Origin of the sequence: Actinoplanes sp. URMC 104 (assembly GCF_051386375.1) — a bacterium.
In the GTDB taxonomy this organism is placed as follows: Bacteria; Actinomycetota; Actinomycetes; order Mycobacteriales; family Micromonosporaceae; genus Actinoplanes.
Genome location: NZ_JBPQTO010000002.1, coordinates 253,801 through 278,662, shown reverse-complemented (window position 1 = coordinate 278,662; position 24,862 = coordinate 253,801). Strand labels below are relative to the sequence as shown.

Sequence of the window (24,862 nt, the reverse complement as noted above, 5' to 3'; positions counted from 1 at the left end):
GGGTATGTCAATCCCCGCCGGCCGGTCGCCCCGCGCGCGGTCAGTCGGTGTGGGGCAGGCGCTCCGCGGGGACGACGCCGAGCCGGCCCTTCTGGAAGTCCTCGAACGCCTGCCGGAGCTCGGCCTGGGTGTTCATGACGAACGGGCCGTAGTGGGCCACCGGCTCGCGGATCGGGCGGCCGCCCATGATGAACAGCTCCAGGGCGTCGACGTTCGAGTCCTGCGTGGCGTCGGCGGTGACCCGGATCGCGTCGCCCTTGCCGTGGGCGGCCAGCTGGCCGAGGTGGATCGGGCGCTGCTCGGCGCCGACCGTGCCGCGACCGGCCAGCACGTAGACCAGCGCGTTGTAGTCGGGCTGCCAGGGCAGGTCGAGCCGGGCGCCGGGCTGCAGGGTGACGTGCGCCAGGTTGATCGGGGTGAACGTGGAGCCGGGGCCGGCGTGCCCGGCGATCTCGCCGGCGATCACCCGGATCAGGCCGCCGCCGTCGGGGGTGGTCAGCAGCGCCGACTCGCGGCCGCGGATGTCCTGGTACTTCGGGGTGATCATCTTGGCGGCGCGGGGGAGGTTGACCCAGAGCTGCAGGCCGTGGAAGAGCCCGCCGCTGGTCACCAGGTGCTCGGGCGGGGCCTCGATGTGCAGGATGCCCTGGCCGGCGGTCATCCACTGGGTGTCGCCGTTCGCGATCGTGCCGCCGCTGCCCAGCGAGTCCTGGTGGTCCATGATCCCGTCGATCATGTAGGTCACCGTCTCGAAGCCGCGGTGCGGGTGCCACGGGGTGCCCTTGGGCTCGCCCGGCGCGTAGTCCACCTCGCCCATCTGGTCGAGATGGATGAACGGGTCGAGCTCGTTGAGCGGGACGCCGGCGAACGCACGGCGTACGGGGAAGCCCTCGCCCTCGTAACCGCTCGGCGCGGTGGTGAGGCGGCGGACCGGCCGGAAGCCGGTGTCGGGGCCGAGCTCGGGCAGCCGCGGCAGGACCAGGACGTCGTCGACGGTGATGGCGGGCATGTCTCGCCCCTCCTAAGCTTTGCGGATCCGGGCGAACACGCGGTGGACGACCGCGAGCTCGTCGGGATCGAGGTGGTCGATGAAGCTGTCGCGGACCGTGATCAGATGCAGCGGGGCGGCGGCCTCGAGGGCGGCCATGCCCTCGTCGGTGAGCACCGCCTCCTGCCCGCGGCCGTCCTCCGGGCAGGGCTGCTTGCTCACCAGGCCGCGCTTGACCATCGAGCTGATCTGATAGGTGATGCGGCTCGGCGAGAACACCAGGCTCTTCGCGAGCTCGCCCATCCGCAGCCGGCGGTCCGGCGCCTCGGACAGCACGACCATGACGTGGTAGTCGTTCATGCTGAGGCCGGTCTGCGCGCGGAGCTCGTCCTCGAGGTGGGTGTGCAGCGCCCACGAGCTCTCGATGAACGTGCGCCACGCGAGTTGTTCGCTGTCGGTCAGCGGATCGGCCATACGGAAACTGTAACTCTTTCAAATCTGAAATATCAAGGGCCCGGCTCAGCCCGTTTCCGCGACCGCGGCCTCGTACGCCGCCTGCAGCTCGGCGAAGACCGACGGCGTCCGCGGCGGGCGGGGGATGCCGAGGTGCTGCTCGCGCAGCTCGTCCATGAACCGCTCCCACAGCTCGGGGCCGCCGCGCTCGAGCAGCTCGGCGCGGACCGAGAGCTCGTGGCTCGCGGGCTGGTGGCGCCGTCCCCACGAGCCCAGCGCCGCCATCACCGGCACGAGCTGCACGCCGGCCTCGGTGAGGCTGTAGCGGACCTTCTGCCGGTGCGACGCGTCCGGGGTGCGCGACAGGAGCCCGTGGGCGACCAGCCGCCGCAGCCGGTCGGCGAGCAGGTTGGAGGCGATCCCCTCCTGCGACCCGGTCAGCAGCTCGCGGAAGTAGTGCCGGTCGCCGAACATGACGTCGCGCAGCACGACCAGCGACCAGCGGTCGCCCAGCACCTCGACCGCCAGGTTGATCGGGCATCCCGACCGGTGCGCCGGGTCTTTCTCGACAGTCATCGACACTGATGGTACTTCGCAACCGGTGGTGCTACCGTCGGGCGACCACTTGTACTCTGCAACCAGTTTCGGAGGCGCGAGGCGCCATGAAGCTTCTCCTCACGTCCGGCGGCGTCCGGAACGCGAGCATCCGGGCCGCCCTGACCGACCTGCTGGGCAAGCCGATCGCCGAGTCGAGCGCCCTGTGCATCCCCACCGCCAACTACGGGCACCCGATGGTCACCCCGGAGACCACCTGGCGCTTCATCAGCGGCACGTCCTCCGCGCCGCTGGCGGGGCTGGGGTGGAAGTCGCTCGGGGTGCTCGAGCTGACCGCGCTGCCCACCATCGACCGCGACCGCTGGGTGCAGTGGGTCCGGGAGGCGGACGCGCTGCTCGTGGACGGCGGCGACGCCACGTACCTGTGCCACTGGATGCGCGAGTCGGGGCTGGCGGACCTGCTGCCGTCGCTGCCCGGCGTCTGGGTGGGGATCTCCGCGGGCAGCATGGTGATGACCCCGCGGATCGGGCCGGAGTTCGTCGAGTGGGACCCGCCTTCGGGCGACGACAGCACGCTGGGGGTCGTCCCGTTCTCGATCTTCCCGCACCTGGACCACCCGGAGATGCCGGAGAACACCCTGGCCGAGGCGCAGCGGTGGGCCGCGGGGCTGCCGAACCCGGCGTACGCGATCGACGAGCAGACCGCCATCAAGGTGGTCGACGGCGTCGTCGAGGTCGTCTCCGAGGGCACCTGGAAGCTGTTCGGCTGACGCGTCAGGGCGCCTCCACCGAGCCGTCCGGCCGGCGGACGGTGGCGGCCCACTGCTCGTGAGCGCCGAGCACGGGCGGGAAGGCCGCCGCGGCCTTCTCGTCCAGCTCGATGCCCCAGCCGGGGGCGGTGGACGGGCGGGCGTATCCGGCCTCCACCACCGGCGTGCCGGGGAAGATCTCGTGGACGACGTCGGCGTACACGTGCCCCTCCTGGATGCCGAAGGCCGGGCTGGTCAGGTCGAGCGCCAGGTTGGCGGCGGCGCCGACGGGGGAGACGTCGGCGGGCGCGTGCCAGGCGGTCTGCACGCCGTGCAGCTCGCAGAGGACGGCGAGTTTGTGCCCCGGGGTGAGCCCGCCGATCGCGGAGACGTGACAGCGCAGCAGGTCGATCCCGCCGGAGGTGACCAGGCGGGCGGCGTCGGTCACCGAGGCGGTCAGCTCGCCCACGGCCAGCGGCACCGGGGAGGCCGCGCGCACCGCGGGCAGGTGGTCGTAGTGCTCGGGCGCCACCACGTCCTCGAGGAAGAACAGGCGGTACGGCTCGAGCGCCCGCGCCAGCGTGACCGCCTGCTTGGGGGTGAGCCGGCTGTGCACGTCGTGCAGCAGCTCCACGTCGTCGCCGAGCCGCTCGCGGGCGGCGGCGAACAACCGGGGCGTCTGCGCGAGGTAGAAGCCCACGTCCCAGCCGTCCGGATAGGGCGCGCCGGGATAGCCGCCCGCGATGCCGGGCGCCCCGTACGTGCCGAGCCCGGGCTGGCCGGTCTGCAGCCGGACGTGCCGGTAGCCGGCCTCGATCAGGGCCTGCGCGTGGTCGAGCGTCTGTTCGACGTCCGCGCCGGAGGCATGCAGGTAGACCGGCACGGCGCCGCGCAGCCGCCCGCCGAGCAGGTCGCAGACGGGCAGGCCGGCGCGCTTGCCCGCGATGTCCCACAGCGCCATGTCGATCCCGGACAGGGCGCTGTTGAGCACCGGGCCGCCCCGCCAGTAGGACGAGAAGTGCAGCGTGCGCCCGATGTCGGAGATCTGCGAGACGTCCCGGCCGATCAGCTGCGGGACGAGGTGCGTCTCGAGCGCGGCGACCACGGCGGCGAACCGCTGGTGGAAGGTCGCGCAGCCCAGCCCGTACAGGCCGGGCTCGGAGGTGTCGAGCCGCACGACGACGAGGTTCACGCCCTCGGGCGCGGTCACGACGACCCGGACGGCGGTGATCGTGGGCGCGCTCATCCGACCGGGAACTCGTGCTCGGCGGCGAACCCCAGCAGGTCACGGGCCGGGGCGAGGTCGATCGGGACGGTACGGCCCTCGAAGCGCGGCCGCGGGACCCCGGGGTGGAACCGGTCGAGCAGCCACTCGGTGGGCTGCGGGGCGAGCGTGCGGGGAGCGGCCACGTAGAGCACGTGGTTGCCGGGCACGGCGGGGGTCAGCGCGGCCACCAGCGCGCGGGCGGCGTCGCGGACGTCGAGGTAGCTCCAGACGTCGGCGGCGCCGTGGCCGGGGTCGCGCGCGAACAGCTCGGCCATCGGGCCGAGGCGGTCGCCGGCCGCCCCCACGAACGGCAGGCGCAGCGCGACCACGGTCGTCCCGTACTGCCGGTGGATCATGTCGGCGGTGGCCTCGTCGGCGCGCTTCGACAGGGCGTACGGGTCGGTGATCTGCAACGGCAGGTGGGCGTCGATCGGCAGGTACGGCATGCTCAGCGGCCGGCGGGCGAACGGCAGCCCGCAGATCGCGTAGCTGCTGGCGATCACCGCGTTCGGCACGCCGCGGCGGGCGGCCTGGTCGAGCACCGTGAACGTGGCCTGCGAGTTGCGCGCGAAGACCTCGGCGTCGGGGTCGCCGCCCGGGTGCGGGATGGCGGCCAGGTGGATGACCGCGTCGGCGCCGTCGAGCGCGTCGGCGACCAGGGCAGGGTCGCGGGCGTCGCCGGCGAGCGTGCGGCCGGCCCGCGTGCCGGCGGGTTCGAGCACGAGCGCCGTGGTGCTGACGCCCTCGGCGGCGAGCAGGTCGAGCACGGCGGTGCCGATGCGGCCGGCCGCCCCGGTCACGAGCACGTGAGCAGGCATGATCTGAAACTTACTCGGACCATCGCCTATCATCGTGCCCTGGGTTCGGCCGGGCCGGTGGGGGCAGCGCATGGCGTACCGCGTGGAGTACGGCGGCGAGGAGATCGATTTCGCCTCGCTCGACGCCGCGCTGGACTGTGCGCGCACCGCGATCCTCGACCACATCGGCCGCATCGACGGCTGGGCGGTCGAGCACGACGAGGCCGTCAACGAGTGGTTCGTGCAGGGCGTGCGCGACGGCCGGCGGGTCGGCCGCACGGCCGTCGTGTCGGGGCCCCGCCCGCGGCACCGCGGGCTGCCGAGCGTCTTCGAGGAGTGGGAGCGCCGGGCCGTCTTCGTCGGCGACACGCCCGCCGAGGCGTTCGCGATGGCGGCCGCCTGGCTCGAGAAGCGGCCCGACATCACGGCGCTCGGCGACGTCGGCTGGCACCACACCGCCGACGGCCACCAGCTGCGCGTCTACTACCGCGGCGACTAGAGCCTAGGCCGCGGCCTGCACCGAGCGCTCCAGGTCGGCGCGCAGCCGGTCGAAGTCGACGCCGTGGTCGGCGAGGATCAGCGCGGCCAGGCCCCGGCCCTCGCGCAGCAGCCCCAGCATGATGTGCTCGGGCGCGATGAACTTCTGCTTGAGCCGGATCGCCTCGCGCAGCGACAGCTCGAGCACCTTCTTGTTGCGGTCGGTGAACGGGATGTGCCCGCGGGTCCGGTAGAGCTTGCGGAACACGCCCTGCTTCTTCTGCACCGGGCGGGGCAGGTGCAGGGCGCCCGCGCCGAAGTTCGCCTCGATCGCCTCGCGGACCGCGGCCAGGTCGATGCCGATCGCCTTGAGCGCGGCGGCGTCCTCGGCGTCGGCGTCGCTGAGGACGGGACCGCCCTCGGTGTGGCCGCCGATCCGGCGCAGGACCTCGGCGCGTACGGCGTCGGCCTCCAGGCCGGTGGACCGGGCGACCGGCCCGGCCGGATCCGCGAGCAGGGCGAGGAGCACGTGCTCGGTGCCGATGTGGTCGTGGTGCAGGCGGCGCGCCTCGGCCTGTGCGCCGGTGACGACGGCGCGCGCTCCGGCCGTGAATCGCTCGAACATCGGCTCAGTCCTCCCGTGGGTCCGGCGCCGGCATGAGGCGCGCGTGCTTCTTGTGAACGCCCTGACGGGTCACCTCGAGGGCGTCGGCGATCTCCTGCCAGGACCAGCCCTTGCGGCGCGCGTTGGCCACCTGCAGATGCTCGAGGCCCTCGAGCAGGCGGCGCAGCGCCACGACCGCGCGCAGCCCGACCCGGGGATCGGCGCTGCTCGCCGCCGCGGCGAGGTCGGTTGCTTCGGTCATGCTGTCAACTTACGTTGACGATGCGCTGTCGTCAACCCCGGTTGACACCTCGGGCACAAAAAAGCCGGCCCGCGGGCCGGCTTTTTTGTTACTGGCCGCGGCCGGTCTTCGACTGCAGCTCCTCGATCATCTGGGACGCCTCGGCCTTCGTGAGCCCGTCCGGCACGTCCTCCTTCGCCTCCCCGGCGAGGGTGTGCAGGTAGGACTCCTGGGCGCCGGTCGCCGGCTCGTCACCGGTGACCCAGTCCGACGGGTCCTTCTCGGCGTTCGACTGGTCGCTCATCGCGCCATCCTTCCGGCGGTAGATTCGTTCGAACGCGTGTTCTTCTACCCGCCGTACGTCAACTCCATGCCGATGATGTCGTTGTAGGCCACGTTCAACTCGACCGGGCGATGCACCGGCGCGGTCACGGCGAACGGCGCACCCGAGGGGTCCACCATCTCGACGTAGCTGCCCAGGCCCATCTCCACCGGCCCGGACACCACCCGGCCGCCCAGGGCGGCGCACCGGTCGATCGCGTCGGTGGTGTCGGCCACCTGGAACGAGGGCTGCCAGCGCACGTCGTAGCGCCCGGTGATCAGCCCGGCCACCGAGTCGTGCGCCTGGCTGAGCCACTCGCCGCTGCCGAACTCGTGGGTGAGCGTCCAGCCGAAGACCGAGCCGTAGAAGGCGGTCGCGGCGGCCACGTCGCCGGTCAGCAGGTCGGCCCACTCCATCGTGCCCGGCTCGCCGCGCAGCTGCGCGCCGGCGAATCCGGCGGTCTGCCAGAGCCCGAAGACCGCGCCGTCCGCGTCGGCCACGATCGCGCTGCAGGCGCCCTGCCGCTGCTCGGGCCAGGTCAGGGCCCGGCCGCGGGCCCGGGTGACGCGCTCGGTGGTCGCCTGCAGATCGGGCGTGGCCAGATAGGTCAGCCAGCCGGCGGGCCGGTTCGGGCGCGTACGGCTCAGGCCCGCCACCGCGCAGCCGTCGAGCACGAATCGATCACCCTCGACCTGCCAGCCGAACAGTCCGGCGTAGAACCCCGCCGCGTCGTCAGGGTCCGGAACCGACAGCTCCACCCAGCAGGGGGTCGACGGCGCAAAGCCTCTGATCCGCATATACCACTCCAACGTGGACGTCCCCGAATGGGGAAGACTCTACGGCAATCTATACGCGCCGTCACTACCCCGGGGTTCAATGTCCGCTTTAGAGCGGCTTGCCGCTACCTAAAGTGACTGCCTGTAGGCGGATGGAACACGAGCGTCAACGGGCCGGGCGTGGGAGCGCGACCAGCGGTGCTCATCGATCCGCGCGGCCGCCCGGCATCAGCATCTCGAACCACACCGTGGTGCCGCGCACCGTCGGGTCCGTGCCCCACGAATCGCTCAGCTCCTCGATCAGGCCGAGCCCGCGGCCGCGGCTGCTCATCGTGTCGGCGTGCGCGCGGATCAGGTTGCCCCGCGTGCCCTCGTCGGCCACCGAGACCAGCAGGCGCTCGGCGTTGAGGTCGATGTGGACCTGCGCGGGCGTGCCGGCGTGCAGCAGCGCGTTGGTGGTCAGCTCGCTGGTGCACAGGATGGCCGCGCCGATCACCGCCTCGGGCACCGACCAGTCCCGCAGGCGGGTGGTCATCCACTGGCGGACGCGGCTCGGGCCGGTCGGCTCCGCGGGCACCAGCATCGTGGCCGAGCGGCTCATCGCGACCGCGTGCTCCACCGCGAGCACCGCCACGTCGTCGTCGGTCGAGCCCTGCACCGCCGAGGTCGCCAGCGCGCAGAGGTTGCGCGGATCGCCGCTCGGCGCCGAGGTGGCCGCGGCGACCAGCGCGTCGAACCCGTCGCTCAGCGGACGGCCGCGCCGCTCCACCACGCCGTCGCTGAACAGCAGGATCGTGTCGCCGGGCTCCAGCCGTACCTGGCCGGTCTGCCAGCGGCCGCCCAGCCCCAGCGGCGCGCCCGGCGGCACCTTGACCAGCTCGGCCGTCGGCGCGGCCCCACCCTGCCCGGCGCGGCGCAGCACCGGCGGCGGGTGCCCCGCGCTCGCCATCGTGATCGTGCCGTCGGCCGGGTCGAGCACCCCGTACACGACGGTCACGAAGATCTCCTCGTTGCGGGACTCGGCGCCCAGCGAGCCGACCAGCCGGTCGAGGCCCGCCAGCACGCTCGGCGGCGCCGGATCGGTCAGCGCCATCGCCCGCAGCGCGGCCCGGACCTGCCCCATCACCGCGGCCGCCCGCACGTCGTGGCCCGCCACGTCGCCCAGCACCATCGCCAGCCGGCCGTCGAGCAGGTGGAACGCGTCGTAGAAGTCGCCGCCCGCCGCGTTGCCGTCGACGCCCACGTCGTAGCGGGCGGCGATGCGGAACGTCTCGAGCTCGGGCAGGTGCTCGGGCAGCATGCTGCGCTGCAGCAGCTGCGCCGTGCCGTGCTGCGCCTCGAAGCGGCGGGCCCGTTCGGCCGCCTGCGCGACCAGCTGGGCGGCCGCGTTGAGCAGCGCCCGCTCGGCCGGCAGCCACCGGTGCGCCTCGCGATAGCCGATCGTCAGCGCGCCGCTCAGCAGCGGCGTGCGCAGCGGCAGCGAGGCCAGCGCACGCACGCGCCGCTCGTGCCGGTCGGAGGCGACCTGCCGCAGCGGCTCGCCGTCGGCCACGAAGGTGGGCTGCCCGGTCTGCGCGGCGGCCACGATCGGCGCGCGCGGATCGGCCGGCAGCCTCTTCCACACCGGGGGCAGCCGCTCGTCGGCCTCGTCGAGCATCTCGCCCCGGATGCGGCGCACGTAGCGGTACGCCCTGCCGTCGTCGACCGCGAACGCGCAGTGGTCGACGTCGAACGAGGTCATCGCGTAGCCCAGCACGACCCTTGCCACGTCGTCGACGGTGAGTGCGCCGGCCAGCTTGGAGGTCAGATCGCCCAGGTTCTGCAGCCGGCGGGTCACCTGGGTGGTCTCGGCCGCCACGGTCAGCACGCCGGCGACCCTGCCCCGCAGGTCGTGCACCACCGAGTGGCCGCGGGTGAAGAACGCTTGCTCGGGGCGGCCGTGCTGGCCGCGCACGACGGTCAGCGGCGTCTCGGCCTCGAGGAAGGGCTGGCCGCTGCGGTAGACCTCCTCGACCACGCCGCCGAAGCCGCGCGACTGCCAGAGGTCGCCGAACACCTCGGCGGCGGGCTGACCCAGCGCGGCCGGGTGCAGGGCGCCGATGAGGTCCGCGTACGCGTCGTTGTAGATCAGCAGGAAGCCGTCGCCGTGGCTGTACGCCATCGGCATGGGGGAGGCGAGCACGAGCTCGACGGTTGCCGAGACGGCCGGGTCCCAGTGGTCGCGCGGGCCGAGCTCGGTGTCGCTCCAGTCGCGGCCGTGCACGAGCTCGGCGCAACTCGGACGGCCCTGCGGCGCCCCCGCTGCCTGCGCGGGCAATGCGGGCATCACTGAGGGGCTCACCCCACCCGTCCCGGCCATGTCCAAAAGAGTAGCCCGACTCCGCCATTCGGACGATGCCGCACCGGCCAACCGTCCGATTCTTGACGGTACGACCCCTCGATCCCACTCGGGTGTTCTGTCGGTTCCCTTACGCTGGGTAGCCAGCAGGCGGGTCGCTGACCTGTCATTCGCCGTCGGACGTCACCTACAGTTGCCGTCGTGACCGACGACCGCGGCCTGCCGCTCCTGTCCGCGGCCGTCCCCTCGCAGCGGGACCCGTCGGATCCCCTGATCGACCTCGCCGCGGCCCGGCCGCCCCTTCAGCGCAGTCGCCGGGGCCTGCGGCGGCAGCGCGCTGCCGGTCTCGCCGTCGCGGCGGCCGCCGCGGTCCTGGCCGGTGCGGGCGGCTACGCCTCGCTGCGTCCCGCCGTCACGGGATCCGTCCCCGACGCCGCACCCTCGCCGTCCGCGACCGCCCCGTCCGCGACGGTCACCCCGTCCGGCACCTCTTTCTCGCCGGGTCGCACCCGGTGGCCCGCGGCCGCCGCCGACCCGGTCCGGCCCAGCCCCCGCCGCTGATCGACCGCGTCCCGGGTGGCCCTGACGTGTGACCCGGCGTTCGCCCGGCCGGTCCGCCTCGTTGCTCCTACGGCCGCCACGGGCCGGCAGCACGCCGCCCGGCCGGAAAGCAGGGGAGCGCACGATGACCGGGGACGGGCTGAGCAGAGGACTCGGCGACATGTGGCATGCGGTCGTGATGGTCGTACCGGTGGCCGTCGCCTTCGCCGCCATCCTGCTGATCGGCTACCTGGTCGCGCGGGCGGCCCGCGCGGCCGCCACCCGCGGTCTGCACAAGGCGGGCCTCGACCGGGCCGTGGAACGCGGCGCCGTCGCCGGGCTGTTCCGCGCCGAGCCGCCGAGCATGCTCGCCGGGCGTCTGGCGTTCTTCGCCGTCCTGCTGCTCGCGCTGCACCTGGCGTTCGGCGTCTGGGGCCCCAACCCGGTCAGCGCGCTGCTCACCGCCCTGATCGCGTGGCTGCCCCGCCTGCTGGTCGCCATCGTGCTCGTGCTGGTCGCCGCCACCGTGGCCCGTGCGGTGCGGGACCTGGTCGCCGGCGCGCTCGGCGCCCTGCCGTACGGCCCCCTGCTGGCGCGTGCCGCCTCCGTCGTGATCGTCACGCTCGGCGTGGTCGCCGCGCTCGACCAGGTGCGGATCGCCACCGCGGTCACCCAGCCCCTGTTGATCGCGGTGCTGGCCACCGTCGGCGGCGTCGTCGTCGTCGGCGCCGGCGGCGGCCTGATCAAGCCCATGCAGCAGCGCTGGGACACCTGGCTCGACCGCGCGACCACCGGGTCCACGGCGATCCGCGACCACGTGCGCGCCGGCCGGCCGGCGGAGGAGCACCGGCGGTACGCGGACCCCGGCGAGGCGGACGAGACGCAGGTCATCCCGCGGCAGGCCGACCCCGGGCCCGCCGCGTCGCCAGGCGACGCGGACGACTCCGAACGCACCCAGGTCATCGCCGACGGCGACCCGGCCGTCACGCGCCCGCTCCCGACCGGCGAGGACCCCGGCCCGCAGCCGTAGGGCGCCCTGCGAAATGAAAAAGGCCGGTGCCGGGGAATCCCGGCACCGGCCCTCGAAATGAAAGGTCGGATCAGCGGCTCACTGCAGGTCGGTCAGCTGGGCTGCGGCAGGGTGCGGGCGAGCGCGCACACCGCCAGCAGGCGGCGCAGCACCCAGTCGCGGGCGGTCCAGTCCAGCTCGCCGGCCGGGGGCTGCCAGCCGTGGGTGTAGGCGGCGTCGCGAACGCCCTCGGCGTACGCGGCCAGCAGCACCGCGGTGAGCGGGCGGACGTCCGCGGACAGGCTGTCGCGGATGCCGGCGGCGTGCTGGTCGACGACGGCCATCAGGCCGGGGTTGGCGTCGGCCGCGGCGAGGCCGCTGACACCGACGGTGTCGTGCAGCTCGGCGAGGCTGGCGTGGGCGGAACGGAGGGCAGCACGGGCGGCGGCGCCGCTGAACAGGCCATTCATGAGAAGAAACGTTAGGGAGCCCCGGGTAGCCAACGGTTCCCCTGATCGGTGCAGCTCGGTTGAAGCTCGCGGATGAGGGAACAGAGGTCCGCATGACGCACGATCACGAGCGCCCCGAGGGGCTGGACGACCTCACCGTGGAGGCGCTCGGCAAGCTGAGCTCGGCGCTGGAGACGACCGACCGGGCGCGCGGGCACCTGTACACGTTCCACCAGCTCACCGGCAAGGCGGACTTCGAGCTGGACGAGGCGGTCGCGCTGTTCCGCAAGGCCGGGCACGACAAGATGGCCGACCGGATCCAGCAGGATCTGATCGGCCGCAACGTGACACCCGGGCACTGGACGTTCCAGCTGGTCGAGGAGTACGACGACACGTACTGGAGCGAGTTCCGCACGGTGGAGCGCGCGGCTCGCGACGAGCTGGCCGGCGGCCGCCGTCACCTGTTCGAGTCGGAGCTCAAGGAACGGCGGCGCACCCACGGCAAGCCGGGACACGAGTCCCGCTGAGGATTACTCCGCCTCGGCCCGCACGGGGCGGCGGCGCTGCGCGTCGTCGGCGAGGATGACGGTGGCGACCACCATGGCCACGACCACGGCGAAGAGCCAGGACGCGTCGTCGATCAGGTTCGCGGCCAGCGGAGCCTGAAAGGCGGCGAGCAGGAAGCCCACCCAGGCGAGACGACGCTGACCATCGGAGAGAAAACCGGCAGAACGCATTCGGACATTCTGGCGCGCACCGAGCGGATCGCCGTCACCCGTTCGGCCGATTCTGCGTTGTCCGATCGTGCCCCCAGCGTTGCGTCGCCGTCGCTCAACAATCGCGTTTCTGCTGGTCGGAGCGTTCATGATCGGGGGCTGCGACGAACCGGCGCGGCCCGTTATCGAACCGGTACCCGCTGATCACATCGTGACGGGACCGCTCCTCGGACGGACCGGGGCGTCGCTCACCGTCGCCGACGCGGCCTCCCGCGTCCACGTCGTGCTCGCCACGATGCCGGGGCTGCTCTACCGCATCAGCACGCCCGCGCACTCGGGTCTGGCGCCCCGCGTCACCCGCCGCGACGGGCGGGTGCTGGCGGCGCTCGTGCCGACCGGCGACGACGGGCCGCACGAGGTCCGCATCGTGCTCAACCGGGGCGTGCGCTGGAGCCTGCGGCTGCCGGCCGGCGCGGGGGAGCAGCGCCTGGACCTGGCCCGGGGCCGCCTGGCCCGCGTCGACCTGGGCGCGTCCGGGCTGATCGAGATGCGGCTGCCGCCGCCGTCGGGGACCGTGCCGCTGGTCGTGACCGGAGGCGTGGGCACCCTGGCCGTCACCGTTCCGCGGGGCGCGCCGGTGCGGTTGCGGCTGGCCGGGGGCGCGGGCTCGGCGCTGACGCCGTGGACCGCGGACGAGGAGTTGCCGCCCCGCACCACGCTGGGCCCGGCGATCTGGCCGACCGCCCGCAACCGTTACGCGCTGCGGGCGCGCGCGCCGATAGGGATCCTGTCGCTGCGGGCGAACACGGAGGTGGCCGCCCGGGGAAACCGGACGGCCACCTCGTGAGGAACCCTTACGCGCCGGGGCGGTCCACCTGGCCCCGCCACGCGCCGGTCTCGACGCCGCCGCGGCCCTCGATGTACTCCTTGAACCGCTTGAGGTCGCCCTTCACGCGGCGGTCGAGGATGCCCAGCTTGTCGCCGGCCGTCTCGACGACGCCCTGCGGCTCGAAGTCCATCTGCACGGTCACCCGCGTCTTGGTGTCGTCGAGCCGGTGGAACGTCACCACGCCGGCCTGCTTCTCGCCCTCGGTCGACGTCCAGGCCACCCGCTCGTCGGGGAGCTGCTCGGTGATCTCGGCGTCGAACTCACGCTTCACGCCGGCGATCTCGGTCTTCCAGTGGGTGTGCGTCGCGTCGAGCTGACGGATCTCCTGCACGCCCTCCATGAACCGGGGGAACTCCTCGAACTGGGTCCACTGGTTGTACGCAGTGCGGATCGGAACGTCGACATCAACGAACTCGGTCACGGTGCTCACGGTGTGGCTCTCCTTCGTTGTGTTACCCCGCCTTACGCGTCAACTGGTGCCCGGCTCGGACGGGGCTAAACGGGGTGCGAGCGGAGTCTTCGGATCTTCGTCGCCGGCCTGCCGCAGCCGGGCCCGCTGCACCTGCGCGTTGACCTGCACACCGAGCAGAATCGAGGTGTTCGAAAGATAGATCCAGACCAGGAAAGCCATGATCGCGCCGAGGCTGCCGTACGTGCGGTTGTAGGAGCCGAAGTTCGCCACGTACAGCCCGAACCCGAACGACGCCACGCTCCACAGCAGCAGCGCCACCGCCCCGCCCACGGTGAGCCAGCGGAACCGGGGCTGCTTGACGTTGGGCGCGATCCAGAACAGCAGCGACAGCACGAGCGTGGCCGCCGCCACCAGCACCGGCCAGCGCCCGACCGACCACAGCCGGCGGACGGTGTCGCCGGCGCCCAGCGCGTCGCCGACCGCGTCGACCAGCGGGCCGCTGATCACCAGGCCCGCGCCGATCGCGGCGAGCAGCACCAGCGCCACCGCGGCGAGCGCGATCTCCAGCATCTGGAGCTTCCACCACGCCCGGCCCTCCCGCACGCCGTAGATGCGGTTGGACGCCCGGGTGAACGTGGACACGTAGCCCGAGGCCGACCAGAGCGCGAGCAGCAGGCCGAAGCCGAACAGCACCTTGGCCGAGTTCTGGTGCACGAGCAGGGCCTGGATGACCGACAGCAGGTCCTGGTTGCCGACCACCGAGCCGATGCCCAGGTCGCGCAGGATGCCGACGGTGGCCGTCAGCACCGTGGAGCCGTCGGTGACCAGGTTGATCAGCGCTACGATCACGACCAGCGACGGGATCAGCGCGGTGAACGTCTGGTAGGTCATCGCGGCGGCGAAGTCGGAGCAGTCGTCCTCGATGTAGCCCACGACACTGCGCCACAGCACCGAGCGCCAGCTGCGCCAGCGAAGCTGGCGAATCTTGCGAGGCAGCGGCCGAGGCGTAACGTCGTCGGCGTGGGCCTCGGACTCGCGGTCGGCGGTCGGCTCGGTGCTCATGCCGCCTCCTGAAGATGTTTTGACGGCAGCTACCCGGGCACCGATGGCGGCAAACGCAGGGGGTGGGCATGGACAGCGCGGACGCGATCGTGGTGGGCGCCGGGCACAACGGCCTGGTGGCGGCAAATATGCTGGCCGACGCCGGCTGGTCGGTCGTGGTGCTGGAGGCGACGCCGCATCCGGGCGGCGCGGTCCGGTCGGGCTACGTGACCGCGCCCGGCTATCTCAGCGACCTGTTCAGCTCGTTCTATCCGCTCGGGTACGCCTCACCGATCCTCAAGGACCTCGCGCTCGACGAGCACGGCCTGCGCTGGACCCACGCGCCGGAGGTGCTGACCCACCTGCTGCCCGACGGCCGGGCGGCCACGCTCAGCCGCGACCTGGCCCGCACGATGGAGTCGGTGGAGCGCTTCGCCGACGGTGACGGCGACCGCTGGAAGTCGATGTACGCGGAGTGGCGCACCGTCTCGGGCAGCATGCTCGACACGATCCTGCGGCCGTTCCCGCCGGTGCGCTCCGGGCTCGACGTGGCCCGCCGGCTGCGCGGCCCCGGCTCGATCCGGCTGGCCCGGCGGCTGCTGCTGTCGGTGCGCGAGCTGGGCACCGAGATGTTCCGCGGCGAGGGCGCGCCCATGCTGCTGGCCGGCTGCGCGCTGCACACCGACCTGTCGCCCGAGGAGGCCGGCGGCGGGGTGTACGGGTGGCTGCTGGCGATGCTGGGCCAGCAGTACGGCTGGCCGGTGCCCGTCGGGGGCGCCCAGCGCATCACCGACGCGCTCGTCTCCCGGCTCGAGCAGCGCGGCGGCCGGATCGTCTACAACGCCCCGGCCACCCAGGTGCTGATCGCCCGCGGCCGGGCCATGGGCGTGCGGACCCCCGACGAGACGTACCGGGCGTACCGCGCCGTGGTCGCCGACGTGCCCGCCCCGGCGCTCTACCTCGACCTGGTGGGCCCGCGCTGGCTGCCGTCGCGGCTGGTCGAGGACCTCGACCACTTCCGCTGGGACGGCGCCACGGTCAAGGTCGACTGGGCCGTGCGCACGAAGCTGCCGTGGAAGAACCCGGCCGCCGCCGGCGCGGGCACGGTGCACCTGGGTGCCGACCTCAACGGGCTCACCAAGTACTCCGCGCACCTGGCCACCGACGAGGTGCCGCCGCACCCGTTCCTGCTGCTGGGCCAGATGACCACCGCCGACCCCGCGCACTCGCCCGAGGGCACCGAGTCGCTGTGGGCGTACACCCACCTGCCGCACCGCGAGCACTGGGAGGACGACGAGATCGCCGCGCACGTCGAGCGGATGGAGTCGGTGATCGAGGAGCACGCCCCCGGCTTCAAGCAGGAGGTCGTGGGCCGCAACGTGTTCTCCCCGGCCGACATGCAGCACGAGAACCCGTCGCTGGTCGGCGGCGCGCTGGGCGGCGGCACGGCGGCCGCCTACCAGCAGCTGTTCCTGCGCCCGGTGCCGAGCCTGGGCCGCCCGGACACCCCGGTCGACCGGCTGTTCCTGGCCAGCTCGTCGGCCCACCCGGGCGGCGGCGTGCACGGAGCACCCGGCAGCAACGCCGCCCGCGCCGCGCTGGCCCGCGACCGGGCGCTGGTGGGGGGCGCCTACCGGGCGCTCATCAACGCGGGCCACCGGGTCGTCTACGGCTGAGCCCGGCGGGCGCCGCCCGCTACTGCGACGAGTACGCGTACTTGTGCTCGGCGATGTCGGCCAGCCGGCGCAGCGCCTCGACGTTGCGCTGGTGCAGCACGAGATCGTTGATCTTGTTGCGGGCGGCCAGGAGCGGGCCGCGCTCGAACTGCTCGTGCATGGTGACCCGGGTGGCGGAGGCGCCGGCCGGCTCGAGCTTGACGTCGACGATCGCCTCGCCGAGCGGCCACAGCCCGGCGCGCAGGCGCAGGCGGCGGCTCGGCTCCATGATCAGCACGGTCGACGAGTCGTGGAGTGAGAACGGCCACGGACCGGCCTTGTGGTGGAGCTCCGAGCCGACCTCCGGCCAGTTCGCGTCGACGTCGCGGATGTGGGCGGTGCCCACCACCCAGTCGCTGTACGTCCAGCCGTCGGCGAGCACGGCGAACACCTGGTCGGGCGGAGCCTGAACGGTACGCTGCACGGTAGCCACGACCTGGACATACCCTGTCGAGAGCCGGGCGTAACAGACAGGTGCAGGTTTACGGATCCGGCAGTCGGGCATCAGCCACCGCGTAGCGGAGCCAGACGGAGGACCACGTGCGCATTGCCATGATTTCCGAGCACGCCAGCCCTCTGGGTGACGGCGGCCAGCACACCCACGTCGCCGACCTCTCCGCGGCCCTGGCCGAGCTCGGGCACGAGGTCTGCGTCTACACCCGCCGCGACGACCCGGCCGTGGCCGAGGTCGTCACCACGCCGGGCGGCATCCGCGTCGTCCACGTGCCCGCCGGGCCCCAGCACTTCCTGCCGCCCGACCTGCTGCTGCCGCACATGGGCGAGTTCGCCCGCGGGCTCGAGCAGAGCTGGCGCCAGGGCGACTGGGTGCCCGACGTCGTGCACGCGCACTTCTGGACCAGCGGCCTGGCCGCGGTCACCGCCGCCCGCCAGGTCGGCATCCCCGTCGTGCAGTCGTTCCACGAGCTCGGCGAGTTCCAGGCGAGCAACGGCGGCCCCTCGCGCACCGGCTACGAGCGCGCGCTGGGCCGGGCCGTCGACCGGGTGGTCGCCCAGTCGCAGGACGAGATGCAGGGCCTGGTCCGCATCGGCGTGCCCCGGGCCCGGCTGACCGTCGTGCCCTCGGGTGTCGACAGCGTCCGGTTCAGCCCCGAGGGCCCGGCCGTCGAGCGCGACCCCGAGCGGCCGCGGATCCTGTCGGTGGGCCGGCTCGTCGAGCACAAGGGCTTCGGCGACGTCATCCAGGCCATGCGCTACGTGCCGTCCGCCGAGGTGGTCGTCATCGGCGGCCCGTCGGCCGACCAGCTGCCCGCCGACCCGGGCGCCCGCAAGCTGCGCGCGCTCGCCGAGCGGCTCCAGGTCGCCGACCGGCTGCGGCTGGTCGGATCGGTGCCCGCCCGCGACATGCCCAGCTGGTACCGCTCCGCCGACCTGCTGGTGGCGGCGCCCTGGCAGGAGCAGTTCGACTCGCCCGAGCTCGAGGCGATGGCCTGCGGCGTCCCGGTGATCGGCACGGCAGTGGGCGGCCTCACCGAGACTGTGGTCGACGGCCTCACCGGCGACCTGGTGCCGGCGCGGGACCCGCGGGCCCTGGGCGGCGCGCTGCGGCGGCTGGTCAACGACAAGGTCCGGCGCTTCGCGTACGCCACGGCGGCGCTCGACCGGGCGCGGCAGGCGTACTCCTGGAAGCGGGTTGCCGCCCAGGTCGGCTCGGTCTACTCGGCGGTCACCGGGCTGCGCAAGACCACCAGCACCGAGGCGGCGGCGTAGGCCCGCATCCACCAACCGGTTGACCCACCGACGAGCGAGCTGATCGATTCGGGCACCCGGGCGTCGATGTGACGCTGGGTGCATGACAGTCATCGAGGTCCAGAACCTGCGAAAGGCGTACGGCGACACCCTCGCCGTACGGGACGTCTCGTTCTCGGTGGAGCCCGGCGAGATCTTCGGGATCCTCGGGCCGAACGGCGCCGGCAAGACCACCACGGTCGAGAGCATCTGCGGCCTGCGCGAGCCCGACGGCGGCACGATCCGCGTGCTCGGCCGGCCGCCGCACGACCGCTCGCTGCGCCGCGACGTCGGCGTGCAGCTTCAGGAGAGCCAGCTCCCCGACAAGCTCACCGTCCGTGAGGCGCTCGAGCTCTACGCCGCCTTCTATCCCGAGCCGGCCGACTGGCGCGCGCTGACCCGCGAGCTCGGCCTCGGCGAGAAGCTGACCACCGCGTACGGGAAGCTCTCCGGGGGTCAGAAACAGCGGCTCTCGATCGCGCTGGCGCTCGTGGGCGGCCCGCAGATCGCCATCCTCGACGAGCTCACCACCGGGCTCGACCCGCAGGCCCGCCGCGACACCTGGGACCTGATCGAGTCGGTGCGCGACAGCGGCGTGACGATCGTGCTGGTCACCCACTTCATGGAGGAGGCCGAGCGGCTCTGCGACCGGATCGCCGTGATCGACCACGGCACCGTCGTCGCGCTCGACACCCCGGCCGGGCTGGTCGCCGGGCTCGCCACCGAGCAGCGGCTGCGCTTCCGGCCGTCCGTGCCGGTCGACGACGCGCTGCTGACCGCGCTGCCGGAGGTGCTCCAGGTACGCCGGCACGGCGCGCAGCTCGAGGTCACCGGCACCGGCAACCTGCTGCACGCGGTCACCTCGGTGCTCGCCGTCAACCAGATCGTCGCCGCCGACCTGCGGATCGAGCAGGCCAGCCTGGACGACGCGTTCGTGCAACTGACCGGCCGGTCGGAGAAGGAGTAACCCGATGCGCGTGTTCACCAAGCTCACCCTGACCGAGATCAAGCTGTTCCTGCGCGAGCCCGTAGGCGCCTTCTTCGTGCTGCTGTTCCCGACCGTGCTCGTGGTCATCCTCGGCAGCATCCCGTCGTTCCGCGAGCCCTCCGACGACCTCGGCGGCGCCCGGGTGATCGACCTGTACGTCGGCATCGCCGTCGTGCTGACGCTGGCCATGGTCGCCATCCAGGTCGCCCCCGCGGTGCTCGCCACCTACCGCGAGCGCGGCGTGCTGCGCCGGCTCGCCACCACCCCGGTGTCGCCGCTGAAGATGCTCGGCGCGCAGCTGGCGATGAACGGGATCGCCGCGATCGTCTCGACCGCGCTGGTGCTCGCGGTCGGCCGCCTGGCCTTCGACGTGCGCCTGGCCGAGAACTTCGCCGGCTTCGTGCTCGCCTTCCTGCTGACGGCGGCCGGAGCGCTCGCCATCGGCATCCTCGTCGCGGCCGTGGTGCCCACCGGCAAGGCCGGCAACTCGGTCGGCACGATCCTGTTCTTCCCGCTGATGTTCTTCGCCGGGCTGTGGACGCCTCGCGAAGTCATGCCGGGGATCCTGCAGCGGATCGCCGACTTCACGCCGCTGGGCGCGGGAGAGCGGGCGCTCAGCGACGCCATGACGGGCGGCTGGCCCAACCTGCTCTCCGCTACGGTTCTGGTGGGATACCTGGTTGTTTTCGGGGCCGCTGCGGTCCGGCTGTTCCGCTGGTCCTGATCGGGGGAGTGAGATGACCGAGACGGCGCGCCGAGTGGATCGGATCATGGCGCGGTTGCCCTACATCGCACTGGGCAGCTCGCTCGTGCTGCTGCTGGCCGGCGCCACGGTGGGCGTTCCGCATCAGCCGTGGCCGGTCGTCGGCGTCCTCGTGGCCGTCACCGCGGGATGGCTGCTCTGGTGGATCACCCTGCACCCGCAGTGGGAGTCCGACGAGCGCAAGATGATCGTCTTCTTCACCGGGCTGGCGGCGCTGATCTATCTGCTCGTGTGGGCGAGCCCGCTGTTCGGCTTCTTCGCCTGGAGCGGCTACCTGCTGACCGGTGGGCTGCGGAGCTGGCGGCTGATCGCCGGCGGCACGCTGATCGCCGGCGCCTCGGCCGTCTCACAGCTCGGCGGCTTCGGAAACCTGGCCGACCCGGGGGTGATCCCGGCCTTCCTCGTGGTGCTGGCGATCAACATCGGCGTCGCCAACGTGATGATCTGGGTGACCGGCTGGACCCACGAGCAGTCGGAGAAGCGAGCCCGCATGATCCACGACCTGGCCGAGGCGAACACCAGGCTGGCCGCGGCCCTCAAGGAGAACGCCGGCCTGCACGCCCAGCTGCTCGCCCAGGCCCGCGAGGCCGGCGTGCTCGACGAGCGGCAGCGCATGGCCGGCGAGATCCACGACGTGCTCGCGCAGGGGCTCACCGGCATCGTGACGCAGCTCGAGGCCGCCGACGCCGCAGCCGCGCGGCCCGCCGACCGGCAGCGGCACCTGGGCAACGCCAAGCGGCTGGCCCGCGACAGCCTCACCGAGGCGCGCCGCTCGGTGCAGGCGCTGCGGCCGCAGACGCTGGACGGCGCCGGGCTGCCCGAGGCGATCGGCGACCTCGTGCGCGACTGGTCGCAGGTGCACGAGGTGACCGCCGAGCTCGTCACGACCGGAACCCGCCGGGCGCTGCTGCCCGAGATCGAGGCGGCCCTGCTGCGTACGGCCCAGGAAGCCCTCGCCAACGTGGCGCGGCACGCCGCCGCGGGCCGGGTCACGCTGACGCTGTCCTACATGGAGGACGTGGTGACGCTCGACGTGCGCGACGACGGCGCCGGCTTCGACCCCTCGCTGACGCCGGTCGTCGGCGACGAGGGCGGCTACGGGCTGGCCGCGATGCGCGACCGGCTGGCCCGCATCGCCGGCAGCCTCGAGGTCGAGTCCGAGCCCGGCGCCGGCACCGCGCTGTCCGCCTGCGTGCCCGCGATCGCGGTCGGGGCCGCCGCATGATCCGCCTGCTCCTGGTCGACGACCACCCGGTGGTGCGCGACGGGCTGCGCGGCATGTTCGCCGGCGACGAGCGCTTCGAGGTGCTGGGCGAGGCGGGCGACGGCGCCGAGGCGCTCGCGGTGGCGCGGGCGACGGACCCCGACGTCGTGCTGATGGACCTGCGCATGCCGGGCATGGACGGCGTGACGGCGATCAAGGAGCTGCGGTCGCAGGGCGTCCGGGCGCGCGTGCTGGTGCTCACCACGTACGACACCGACGCCGACGTGCTGCCCGCCATCAAGGCCGGCGCCACCGGTTACCTGCTCAAGGACGCCTCGCGCGACGAGCTGTTCCGGGCGGTCGAGGCGGCGCACCGGGGCGAGTCGGTGCTCTCCCCGGCGGTCGCCGGACGGCTGATGGGCAACCTGCGCTCGCCCGCCAGGGAGCCGCTGAGCCAGCGCGAGCTCGAGGTGCTCGCCCTGATCGCGCGGGGTCACTCGAACAAGGAGGCCGCGGGCCGCCTGTTCATCAGCGAGGCCACGGTCAAGACGCACCTGCTGCACGCGTACGCCAAGCTCGGCGTCCGCGACCGCGCGGCGGCCGTCGCCGTGGCCTTCGAGCGCGGACTGCTGCAGAGCTGATCAGGCGTCTCCCGCATACGGGACCTTCCGGGCGAATTGCCGGTTAGCCTGGCATCGGTACGGGGTGGCTCCGTGGTCGGAGGGTCGACGTGATCGTGCTTCGGCGGGTGCGGGTGACGACCCGGTTGGTGGTCGGCTTCCTGCTGTTGTCCGCGTGCGTGGTCGCCGTCGGGGCGGCCGCGCTCTGGTCGGCGAACGGCACCCGGGTCACCGCCGAGGAGCTGGTGCGCACGCAGGCCCAGCTCGACGCCGCGCAGCAGCTCAAGTTCCGGGTCACCGACGTGAGCGGGTGGCAGGCCGGGTACGCCTTCGACATCGTCCGCGGGGCGCGCGACGCCACCGCGGACACCGCCGACTCGCGCGCCGCGTTCCTGGCCGCGATGAAGAGCTTCCGGCACGAGCTGGAGGCGCTGGCGGTGCTGCCGCTGACCACCGCGGAGACCACCGACGTGGCGACCATCCGGCGGGGCCTCACCGCCTTCGAGCAGATGGACGACCGGGTCATCGCGGCGTACCGGGCGAACGAGCCCGCGCAGACCGAGCTCGCCAACGCCCTCGTGGTCGGCGAGGGGCTCGACGTGTACGCGGAGATCCGCGGCGGGGTCGACAGCCTGCTGGACAGCGCCCGGACCAAGGAGGCGGCAGCCCATCACCGGGCGCAGTCGACGGCGGCCACCACGAGCCGCGTCGCCACCGGCGTGGGCGTCTCGGTGCTGGTCCTCTCGGTCGTGCTGGCGGTCACGCTCGCCTACTCGATCATCCGGCCGCTGACCGCGCTCGGCGACCGGCTCGCCGACATCGCCGAGGGCGACGGCGACCTGACCCGCCGGCTGGAGACCACCGGGGACGACGAGCTCACCAAGGTCAGCCGCTCGTTCAACACCTTCGTCGGGAAGATCGCCGCCACCGTGCGGGAGATCGGCGCCTCGGCCGCGACCGTCGCGCACGCCAGCGAGACCCTGACCAAGTCGGCGATCCAGATCCTGGTCGACGCGAAGAAGACGTCGCTGCAGTCCCGCGACGTGGTGCTCGCCGCCGACGAGGTGCTCGGCGCCGTGCGTACCGTCGAGGCCGGGACCAGGACCATGAGCGACTCGATCCAGCGGATCGCCGCCACCTCCGCCGACGCGGCCGGCGTCTGCCGGGAGAGCGTCGAGGCGGCCCGCCGCACCCAGGAGGTCATCGGCCGGCTCGGCGAGGCGGGCCGGCAGATCGGCGACGTGGTCAAGGCCATCACCGCGATCGCCCAGCAGACCAACCTGCTCGCGCTCAACGCCACGATCGAGGCGGCCCGGGCCGGCGAGACCGGCAAGGGGTTCGCGGTCGTCGCCGGCGAGGTCAAGAACCTGGCCCAGGAGGCGGAGAGCGCCACCGAGAACGTCACGACGATGGTGCACAGCATCCAGCAGGACACCGCCCTGGCCGCCGCGGCCGTCGACCAGATCGTGCAGATCACCGGCCGGCTGGGCGACTTCCAGCACACGATCGCCGCGGCCGCCGAGCAGCAGACCGCCACGACCGACGAGATGAGCCGTACGGTCGCCGGCTCCGCCGTCCGCTCCGCCGACATCGCGGAGACCATCGCCGTCATCTCCGCCGAGGCCACCAGCACGAGCGACGGCGTGCTCGACATCAAGGCGGCCACGCAGAAGCTGTCCGACCTGAGCAACGACCTCAGCGCGCTGGTCGGCCAGTTCCGCGTCTGACCCGCCGTCAGGGCAGCGGCTCGCCCCGGTAGGTGCCGAACGACCAGAGGTTGCCCTCCGGGTCGCGGGCCCGGAAGTCGCGGGAGCCGTAGTCGGTGTCGTACGGCGCCTGCAGGATCTCGGCGCCCGCCTTTGCCGCGCGCTCGTGCAGAGCGTCGATGTCGTCGGCCACCACGTACGCCCCGAACGTGCCCGGCTTCAGCGGCCACGGGTCGTCCGGCCGGTTGCGCGCCGAGCCCAGCATGATGCCGCCGCCGGGCGGCCAGGCCAGCTCCGCGTGGTCGACCCGGTCGCCGTCGCCGTGCACGACGACCTCCTCGAAGCCGAACGCGTCGACCAGGAACCGGATCAGGGCGCGGGCGTCGGTGGCCACCAGCGTGGGCCACACCTGCGGTGGCGGAGTCCTCGCGTCAGTCATGCCTGTAGATTCTCGGCGCCCACGGACTGCAGCGCTTGAACGAAACCGAACTCCGCGGCCAGCCACTGCGACGGCGTGCACCCCGCCAGCGCCCGGAACTCGCGAACGAAGTGCGACTGGTCGGCGAACCCGTGCGCCGCCGCCACGTCGCCGATCGGCTGCCCCGGCCGCAGCGCCCGCCGCGCCCGGTCGAAGCGGGCCACACGCGCCGCCTGCTTGGGCCGCAACCCCGTCTCGGCCCGGAACCGGTCGGTCAGGTGGCGGTCGCTCCACCCCACCTCGGCCGCCACGCTCGCGATCGGCGCACCCCGCAGGACCCGTTCCCACGCGTACGCCACCTCGGGTCTGCCCCTCGCCGGCGTGAGCCTGCTCCGGAACTCCTCGTCGAGCACGGCGAAGCGGCTCGGCCAGTCCGGCGCGCCCACCAGCCGTTCCCGGATCGCCGCGACGGCCCGCACGCCCAGCACCTCGGCCGCGTCCACGTCGAGGCCCGCGAGCTCACCCGCCGGCATCCCCAGCAGCGCCCGGCACCCCAGCGGCCACAACGCCACCTGAACCCCCGACTGCCGCCCGTCGTGCGTGATCACGGCCGGGCGCGTGTGCAGCCCACCCACCAGCGCGTCGAAGCTGCCCGGCGGTTGCCGCGGATCGGGGTGCGCGGCCATGACCAGCGGGTCGTCCAGCGTGAGGATCAGCGTCAGGTGGGGGGAGGGCAGCCCGAGGTGCCGCATCGGCGCCACCCCACGCTGACGGTAGCCCGTGTAGGATGCCACCATCCCCGCCAGCGCCGGCGCCGGGGCGGCTCGCACGTATTCGTCGACGATCATCTGGTCGGTTCACCGCCTCCGCCGGTCCGCCGCTTGAGCCGGCCCGCTGTGTCGCCGGCCCGCCGTTTCGCCGGCCTGCCGTGTCCGCCCGCCCTTCGCAGGCCCACCCCTCGCACAGCCCACCCTCCCGGGGGCCCCCACCCTACGGTGCGCCGCGCCGTCGACCGGCGTTTTCCACAGGCGCACTGTGTCGTCCACAGGCGACTTTACGACGCAGTCGGCGAACTCACG

The 24,862-nt window shown here is 73.1% G+C and carries 30 protein-coding genes; 13 read left to right on the top strand and 17 right to left on the bottom strand.

Features of this window, described 5'->3' with window-relative positions; genetic code table 11:
• Positions 1–40: 40 nt before the first annotated feature.
• From ACSNN8_RS02305 to ACSNN8_RS02295, 3 genes are read right to left on the bottom strand one after another with little or no spacing between them, the layout of a single operon-like run.
• Positions 41–1,009 carry a pirin family protein gene (locus tag ACSNN8_RS02305; protein ID WP_436646621.1) on the bottom strand — a complete coding sequence of 323 codons (969 nt, stop codon included), beginning with the start codon at positions 1,007–1,009 and terminating at the stop codon, positions 41–43.
• A gap of 12 nt (positions 1,010–1,021) precedes the next feature.
• Positions 1,022–1,462, bottom strand: a complete 441-nt coding sequence (locus tag ACSNN8_RS02300) for a MarR family winged helix-turn-helix transcriptional regulator (RefSeq protein WP_436646619.1) — start codon at positions 1,460–1,462, stop codon at positions 1,022–1,024.
• Between the two features lie 45 nt (positions 1,463–1,507).
• Positions 1,508–2,017 carry a winged helix-turn-helix transcriptional regulator gene (locus ACSNN8_RS02295; RefSeq protein ID WP_436646617.1) on the bottom strand — a complete coding sequence of 170 codons (510 nt, stop codon included), beginning with the start codon at positions 2,015–2,017 and terminating at the stop codon, positions 1,508–1,510.
• Between the two features lie 86 nt (positions 2,018–2,103).
• Here ACSNN8_RS02295 and ACSNN8_RS02290 point away from each other — a divergent pair, with 86 nt between their 5' ends.
• Positions 2,104–2,766 carry a Type 1 glutamine amidotransferase-like domain-containing protein gene (locus ACSNN8_RS02290; RefSeq protein ID WP_436646615.1) on the top strand — a complete coding sequence of 221 codons (663 nt, stop codon included), beginning with the start codon at positions 2,104–2,106 and terminating at the stop codon, positions 2,764–2,766.
• Positions 2,767–2,770: 4 nt separating this feature from the next.
• On the opposite strand, the gene ACSNN8_RS02285 is transcribed toward ACSNN8_RS02290, so the two are convergent.
• Both ACSNN8_RS02285 and ACSNN8_RS02280 read right to left on the bottom strand, forming a co-directional pair.
• Complete coding sequence (locus ACSNN8_RS02285) at positions 2,771–3,991, bottom strand: enolase C-terminal domain-like protein (RefSeq protein ID WP_436646613.1); 1,221 nt, start codon at positions 3,989–3,991, stop codon at positions 2,771–2,773.
• Complete coding sequence (locus ACSNN8_RS02280; protein ID WP_436646611.1) at positions 3,988–4,830, bottom strand: NAD-dependent epimerase/dehydratase family protein; 843 nt, start codon at positions 4,828–4,830, stop codon at positions 3,988–3,990. The genes ACSNN8_RS02285 and ACSNN8_RS02280 overlap by 4 nt, the downstream gene beginning before the upstream one ends.
• A 34-nt stretch (positions 4,831–4,864) precedes the next feature.
• Here ACSNN8_RS02280 and ACSNN8_RS02275 point away from each other — a divergent pair, with 34 nt between their 5' ends.
• Positions 4,865–5,308: a hypothetical protein gene (locus tag ACSNN8_RS02275; protein ID WP_436646609.1), complete on the top strand. Its 444-nt coding sequence runs from the start codon at positions 4,865–4,867 to the stop codon at positions 5,306–5,308.
• Between the two features lie 3 nt (positions 5,309–5,311).
• On the opposite strand, the gene ACSNN8_RS02270 is transcribed toward ACSNN8_RS02275, so the two are convergent.
• From ACSNN8_RS02270 to ACSNN8_RS02250, 5 genes are all read right to left on the bottom strand, one after another.
• Positions 5,312–5,911, bottom strand: coding sequence for a Clp protease N-terminal domain-containing protein (locus tag ACSNN8_RS02270; protein ID WP_436646607.1), 600 nt, complete (start codon positions 5,909–5,911; stop codon positions 5,312–5,314).
• Positions 5,912–5,915: 4 nt separating this feature from the next.
• The gene (locus ACSNN8_RS02265; RefSeq protein ID WP_184956233.1) at positions 5,916–6,152 is read right to left on the bottom strand and encodes a helix-turn-helix domain-containing protein; all 237 of its coding nucleotides are present in this window, start codon (positions 6,150–6,152) and stop codon (positions 5,916–5,918) included.
• A gap of 88 nt (positions 6,153–6,240) precedes the next feature.
• Complete coding sequence (locus tag ACSNN8_RS02260; RefSeq protein ID WP_436646606.1) at positions 6,241–6,435, bottom strand: DUF3072 domain-containing protein; 195 nt, start codon at positions 6,433–6,435, stop codon at positions 6,241–6,243.
• A 44-nt stretch (positions 6,436–6,479) separates the two neighbouring features.
• The gene (locus tag ACSNN8_RS02255; RefSeq protein WP_436646604.1) at positions 6,480–7,211 is read right to left on the bottom strand and encodes a VOC family protein; all 732 of its coding nucleotides are present in this window, start codon (positions 7,209–7,211) and stop codon (positions 6,480–6,482) included.
• Positions 7,212–7,431: 220 nt separating this feature from the next.
• Positions 7,432–9,588, bottom strand: coding sequence for an ATP-binding SpoIIE family protein phosphatase (locus ACSNN8_RS02250; protein ID WP_436646602.1), 2,157 nt, complete (start codon positions 9,586–9,588; stop codon positions 7,432–7,434).
• Positions 9,589–9,768: 180 nt separating this feature from the next.
• On the opposite strand from ACSNN8_RS02250, the gene ACSNN8_RS02245 reads away from it, so the two are divergent.
• A complete protein-coding gene (locus tag ACSNN8_RS02245) occupies positions 9,769–10,128 on the top strand; it encodes a hypothetical protein (protein ID WP_436646600.1) in 360 nt (119 codons plus the stop codon).
• A gap of 124 nt (positions 10,129–10,252) precedes the next feature.
• Positions 10,253–11,137, top strand: coding sequence for a mechanosensitive ion channel family protein (locus tag ACSNN8_RS02240; RefSeq protein ID WP_436646598.1), 885 nt, complete (start codon positions 10,253–10,255; stop codon positions 11,135–11,137).
• Positions 11,138–11,229: 92 nt separating this feature from the next.
• Here the strand turns inward: ACSNN8_RS02240 and ACSNN8_RS02235 are convergent, their stop codons facing one another.
• Entirely contained in the window at positions 11,230–11,586 is a 357-nt protein-coding gene (locus tag ACSNN8_RS02235; RefSeq protein ID WP_436646596.1) for a DUF6401 family natural product biosynthesis protein, read from the bottom strand.
• A gap of 92 nt (positions 11,587–11,678) precedes the next feature.
• Here ACSNN8_RS02235 and ACSNN8_RS02230 point away from each other — a divergent pair, with 92 nt between their 5' ends.
• Entirely contained in the window at positions 11,679–12,092 is a 414-nt protein-coding gene (locus ACSNN8_RS02230; RefSeq protein ID WP_436646594.1) for a hypothetical protein, read from the top strand.
• Between the two features lie 3 nt (positions 12,093–12,095).
• On the opposite strand, the gene ACSNN8_RS02225 is transcribed toward ACSNN8_RS02230, so the two are convergent.
• Positions 12,096–12,302, bottom strand: a complete 207-nt coding sequence (locus ACSNN8_RS02225; RefSeq protein ID WP_436646592.1) for a hypothetical protein — start codon at positions 12,300–12,302, stop codon at positions 12,096–12,098.
• 190 nt (positions 12,303–12,492) lie between these two features.
• Here ACSNN8_RS02225 and ACSNN8_RS02220 point away from each other — a divergent pair, with 190 nt between their 5' ends.
• On the top strand, positions 12,493–13,128 hold the full coding sequence (locus tag ACSNN8_RS02220) for a hypothetical protein (protein ID WP_436646590.1): 636 nt from the start codon (positions 12,493–12,495) through the stop codon (positions 13,126–13,128).
• 7 nt (positions 13,129–13,135) lie between these two features.
• Here ACSNN8_RS02220 and ACSNN8_RS02215 read toward each other — a convergent pair whose 3' ends face one another.
• Both ACSNN8_RS02215 and ACSNN8_RS02210 read right to left on the bottom strand, forming a co-directional pair.
• Entirely contained in the window at positions 13,136–13,600 is a 465-nt protein-coding gene (locus ACSNN8_RS02215) for an SRPBCC family protein (protein WP_436646588.1), read from the bottom strand.
• A 39-nt stretch (positions 13,601–13,639) separates the two neighbouring features.
• Entirely contained in the window at positions 13,640–14,644 is a 1,005-nt protein-coding gene (locus tag ACSNN8_RS02210; RefSeq protein WP_436646586.1) for a YihY/virulence factor BrkB family protein, read from the bottom strand.
• 68 nt (positions 14,645–14,712) lie between these two features.
• Between ACSNN8_RS02210 and ACSNN8_RS02205 the strand changes: the two genes are divergently transcribed.
• Positions 14,713–16,299, top strand: coding sequence for a phytoene desaturase family protein (locus ACSNN8_RS02205; protein WP_436646584.1), 1,587 nt, complete (start codon positions 14,713–14,715; stop codon positions 16,297–16,299).
• Between the two features lie 19 nt (positions 16,300–16,318).
• On the opposite strand, the gene ACSNN8_RS02200 is transcribed toward ACSNN8_RS02205, so the two are convergent.
• The gene (locus tag ACSNN8_RS02200) at positions 16,319–16,771 is read right to left on the bottom strand and encodes an SRPBCC family protein (protein WP_436646582.1); all 453 of its coding nucleotides are present in this window, start codon (positions 16,769–16,771) and stop codon (positions 16,319–16,321) included.
• Positions 16,772–16,878: 107 nt separating this feature from the next.
• On the opposite strand from ACSNN8_RS02200, the gene ACSNN8_RS02195 reads away from it, so the two are divergent.
• The 6 genes from ACSNN8_RS02195 to ACSNN8_RS02170 all read left to right on the top strand — a co-directional run bounded on the left by ACSNN8_RS02195 (position 16,879) and on the right by ACSNN8_RS02170 (position 23,386).
• Positions 16,879–18,066: a glycosyltransferase gene (locus ACSNN8_RS02195; protein WP_436646580.1), complete on the top strand. Its 1,188-nt coding sequence runs from the start codon at positions 16,879–16,881 to the stop codon at positions 18,064–18,066.
• A gap of 82 nt (positions 18,067–18,148) precedes the next feature.
• A complete protein-coding gene (locus ACSNN8_RS02190; RefSeq protein WP_436646578.1) occupies positions 18,149–19,051 on the top strand; it encodes an ABC transporter ATP-binding protein in 903 nt (300 codons plus the stop codon).
• 4 nt (positions 19,052–19,055) lie between these two features.
• The gene (locus ACSNN8_RS02185) at positions 19,056–19,796 is read left to right on the top strand and encodes an ABC transporter permease (protein WP_436646576.1); all 741 of its coding nucleotides are present in this window, start codon (positions 19,056–19,058) and stop codon (positions 19,794–19,796) included.
• A 46-nt stretch (positions 19,797–19,842) separates the two neighbouring features.
• Positions 19,843–21,060, top strand: a complete 1,218-nt coding sequence (locus tag ACSNN8_RS02180) for a sensor histidine kinase (RefSeq protein ID WP_436646574.1) — start codon at positions 19,843–19,845, stop codon at positions 21,058–21,060.
• The gene (locus tag ACSNN8_RS02175) at positions 21,057–21,680 is read left to right on the top strand and encodes a response regulator (RefSeq protein WP_436646573.1); all 624 of its coding nucleotides are present in this window, start codon (positions 21,057–21,059) and stop codon (positions 21,678–21,680) included. Before ACSNN8_RS02180 ends, ACSNN8_RS02175 begins: the two co-directional genes overlap by 4 nt.
• An 89-nt stretch (positions 21,681–21,769) precedes the next feature.
• Positions 21,770–23,386 carry a methyl-accepting chemotaxis protein gene (locus tag ACSNN8_RS02170; RefSeq protein ID WP_436646572.1) on the top strand — a complete coding sequence of 539 codons (1,617 nt, stop codon included), beginning with the start codon at positions 21,770–21,772 and terminating at the stop codon, positions 23,384–23,386.
• A gap of 7 nt (positions 23,387–23,393) precedes the next feature.
• Here the strand turns inward: ACSNN8_RS02170 and ACSNN8_RS02165 are convergent, their stop codons facing one another.
• Entirely contained in the window at positions 23,394–23,804 is a 411-nt protein-coding gene (locus ACSNN8_RS02165) for a VOC family protein (RefSeq protein ID WP_436646570.1), read from the bottom strand.
• A complete protein-coding gene (locus ACSNN8_RS02160) occupies positions 23,801–24,631 on the bottom strand; it encodes a helix-turn-helix domain-containing protein (RefSeq protein WP_436646568.1) in 831 nt (276 codons plus the stop codon). The genes ACSNN8_RS02165 and ACSNN8_RS02160 overlap by 4 nt, the downstream gene beginning before the upstream one ends.
• Between the last annotated feature and the right edge of the window lie 231 nt (positions 24,632–24,862).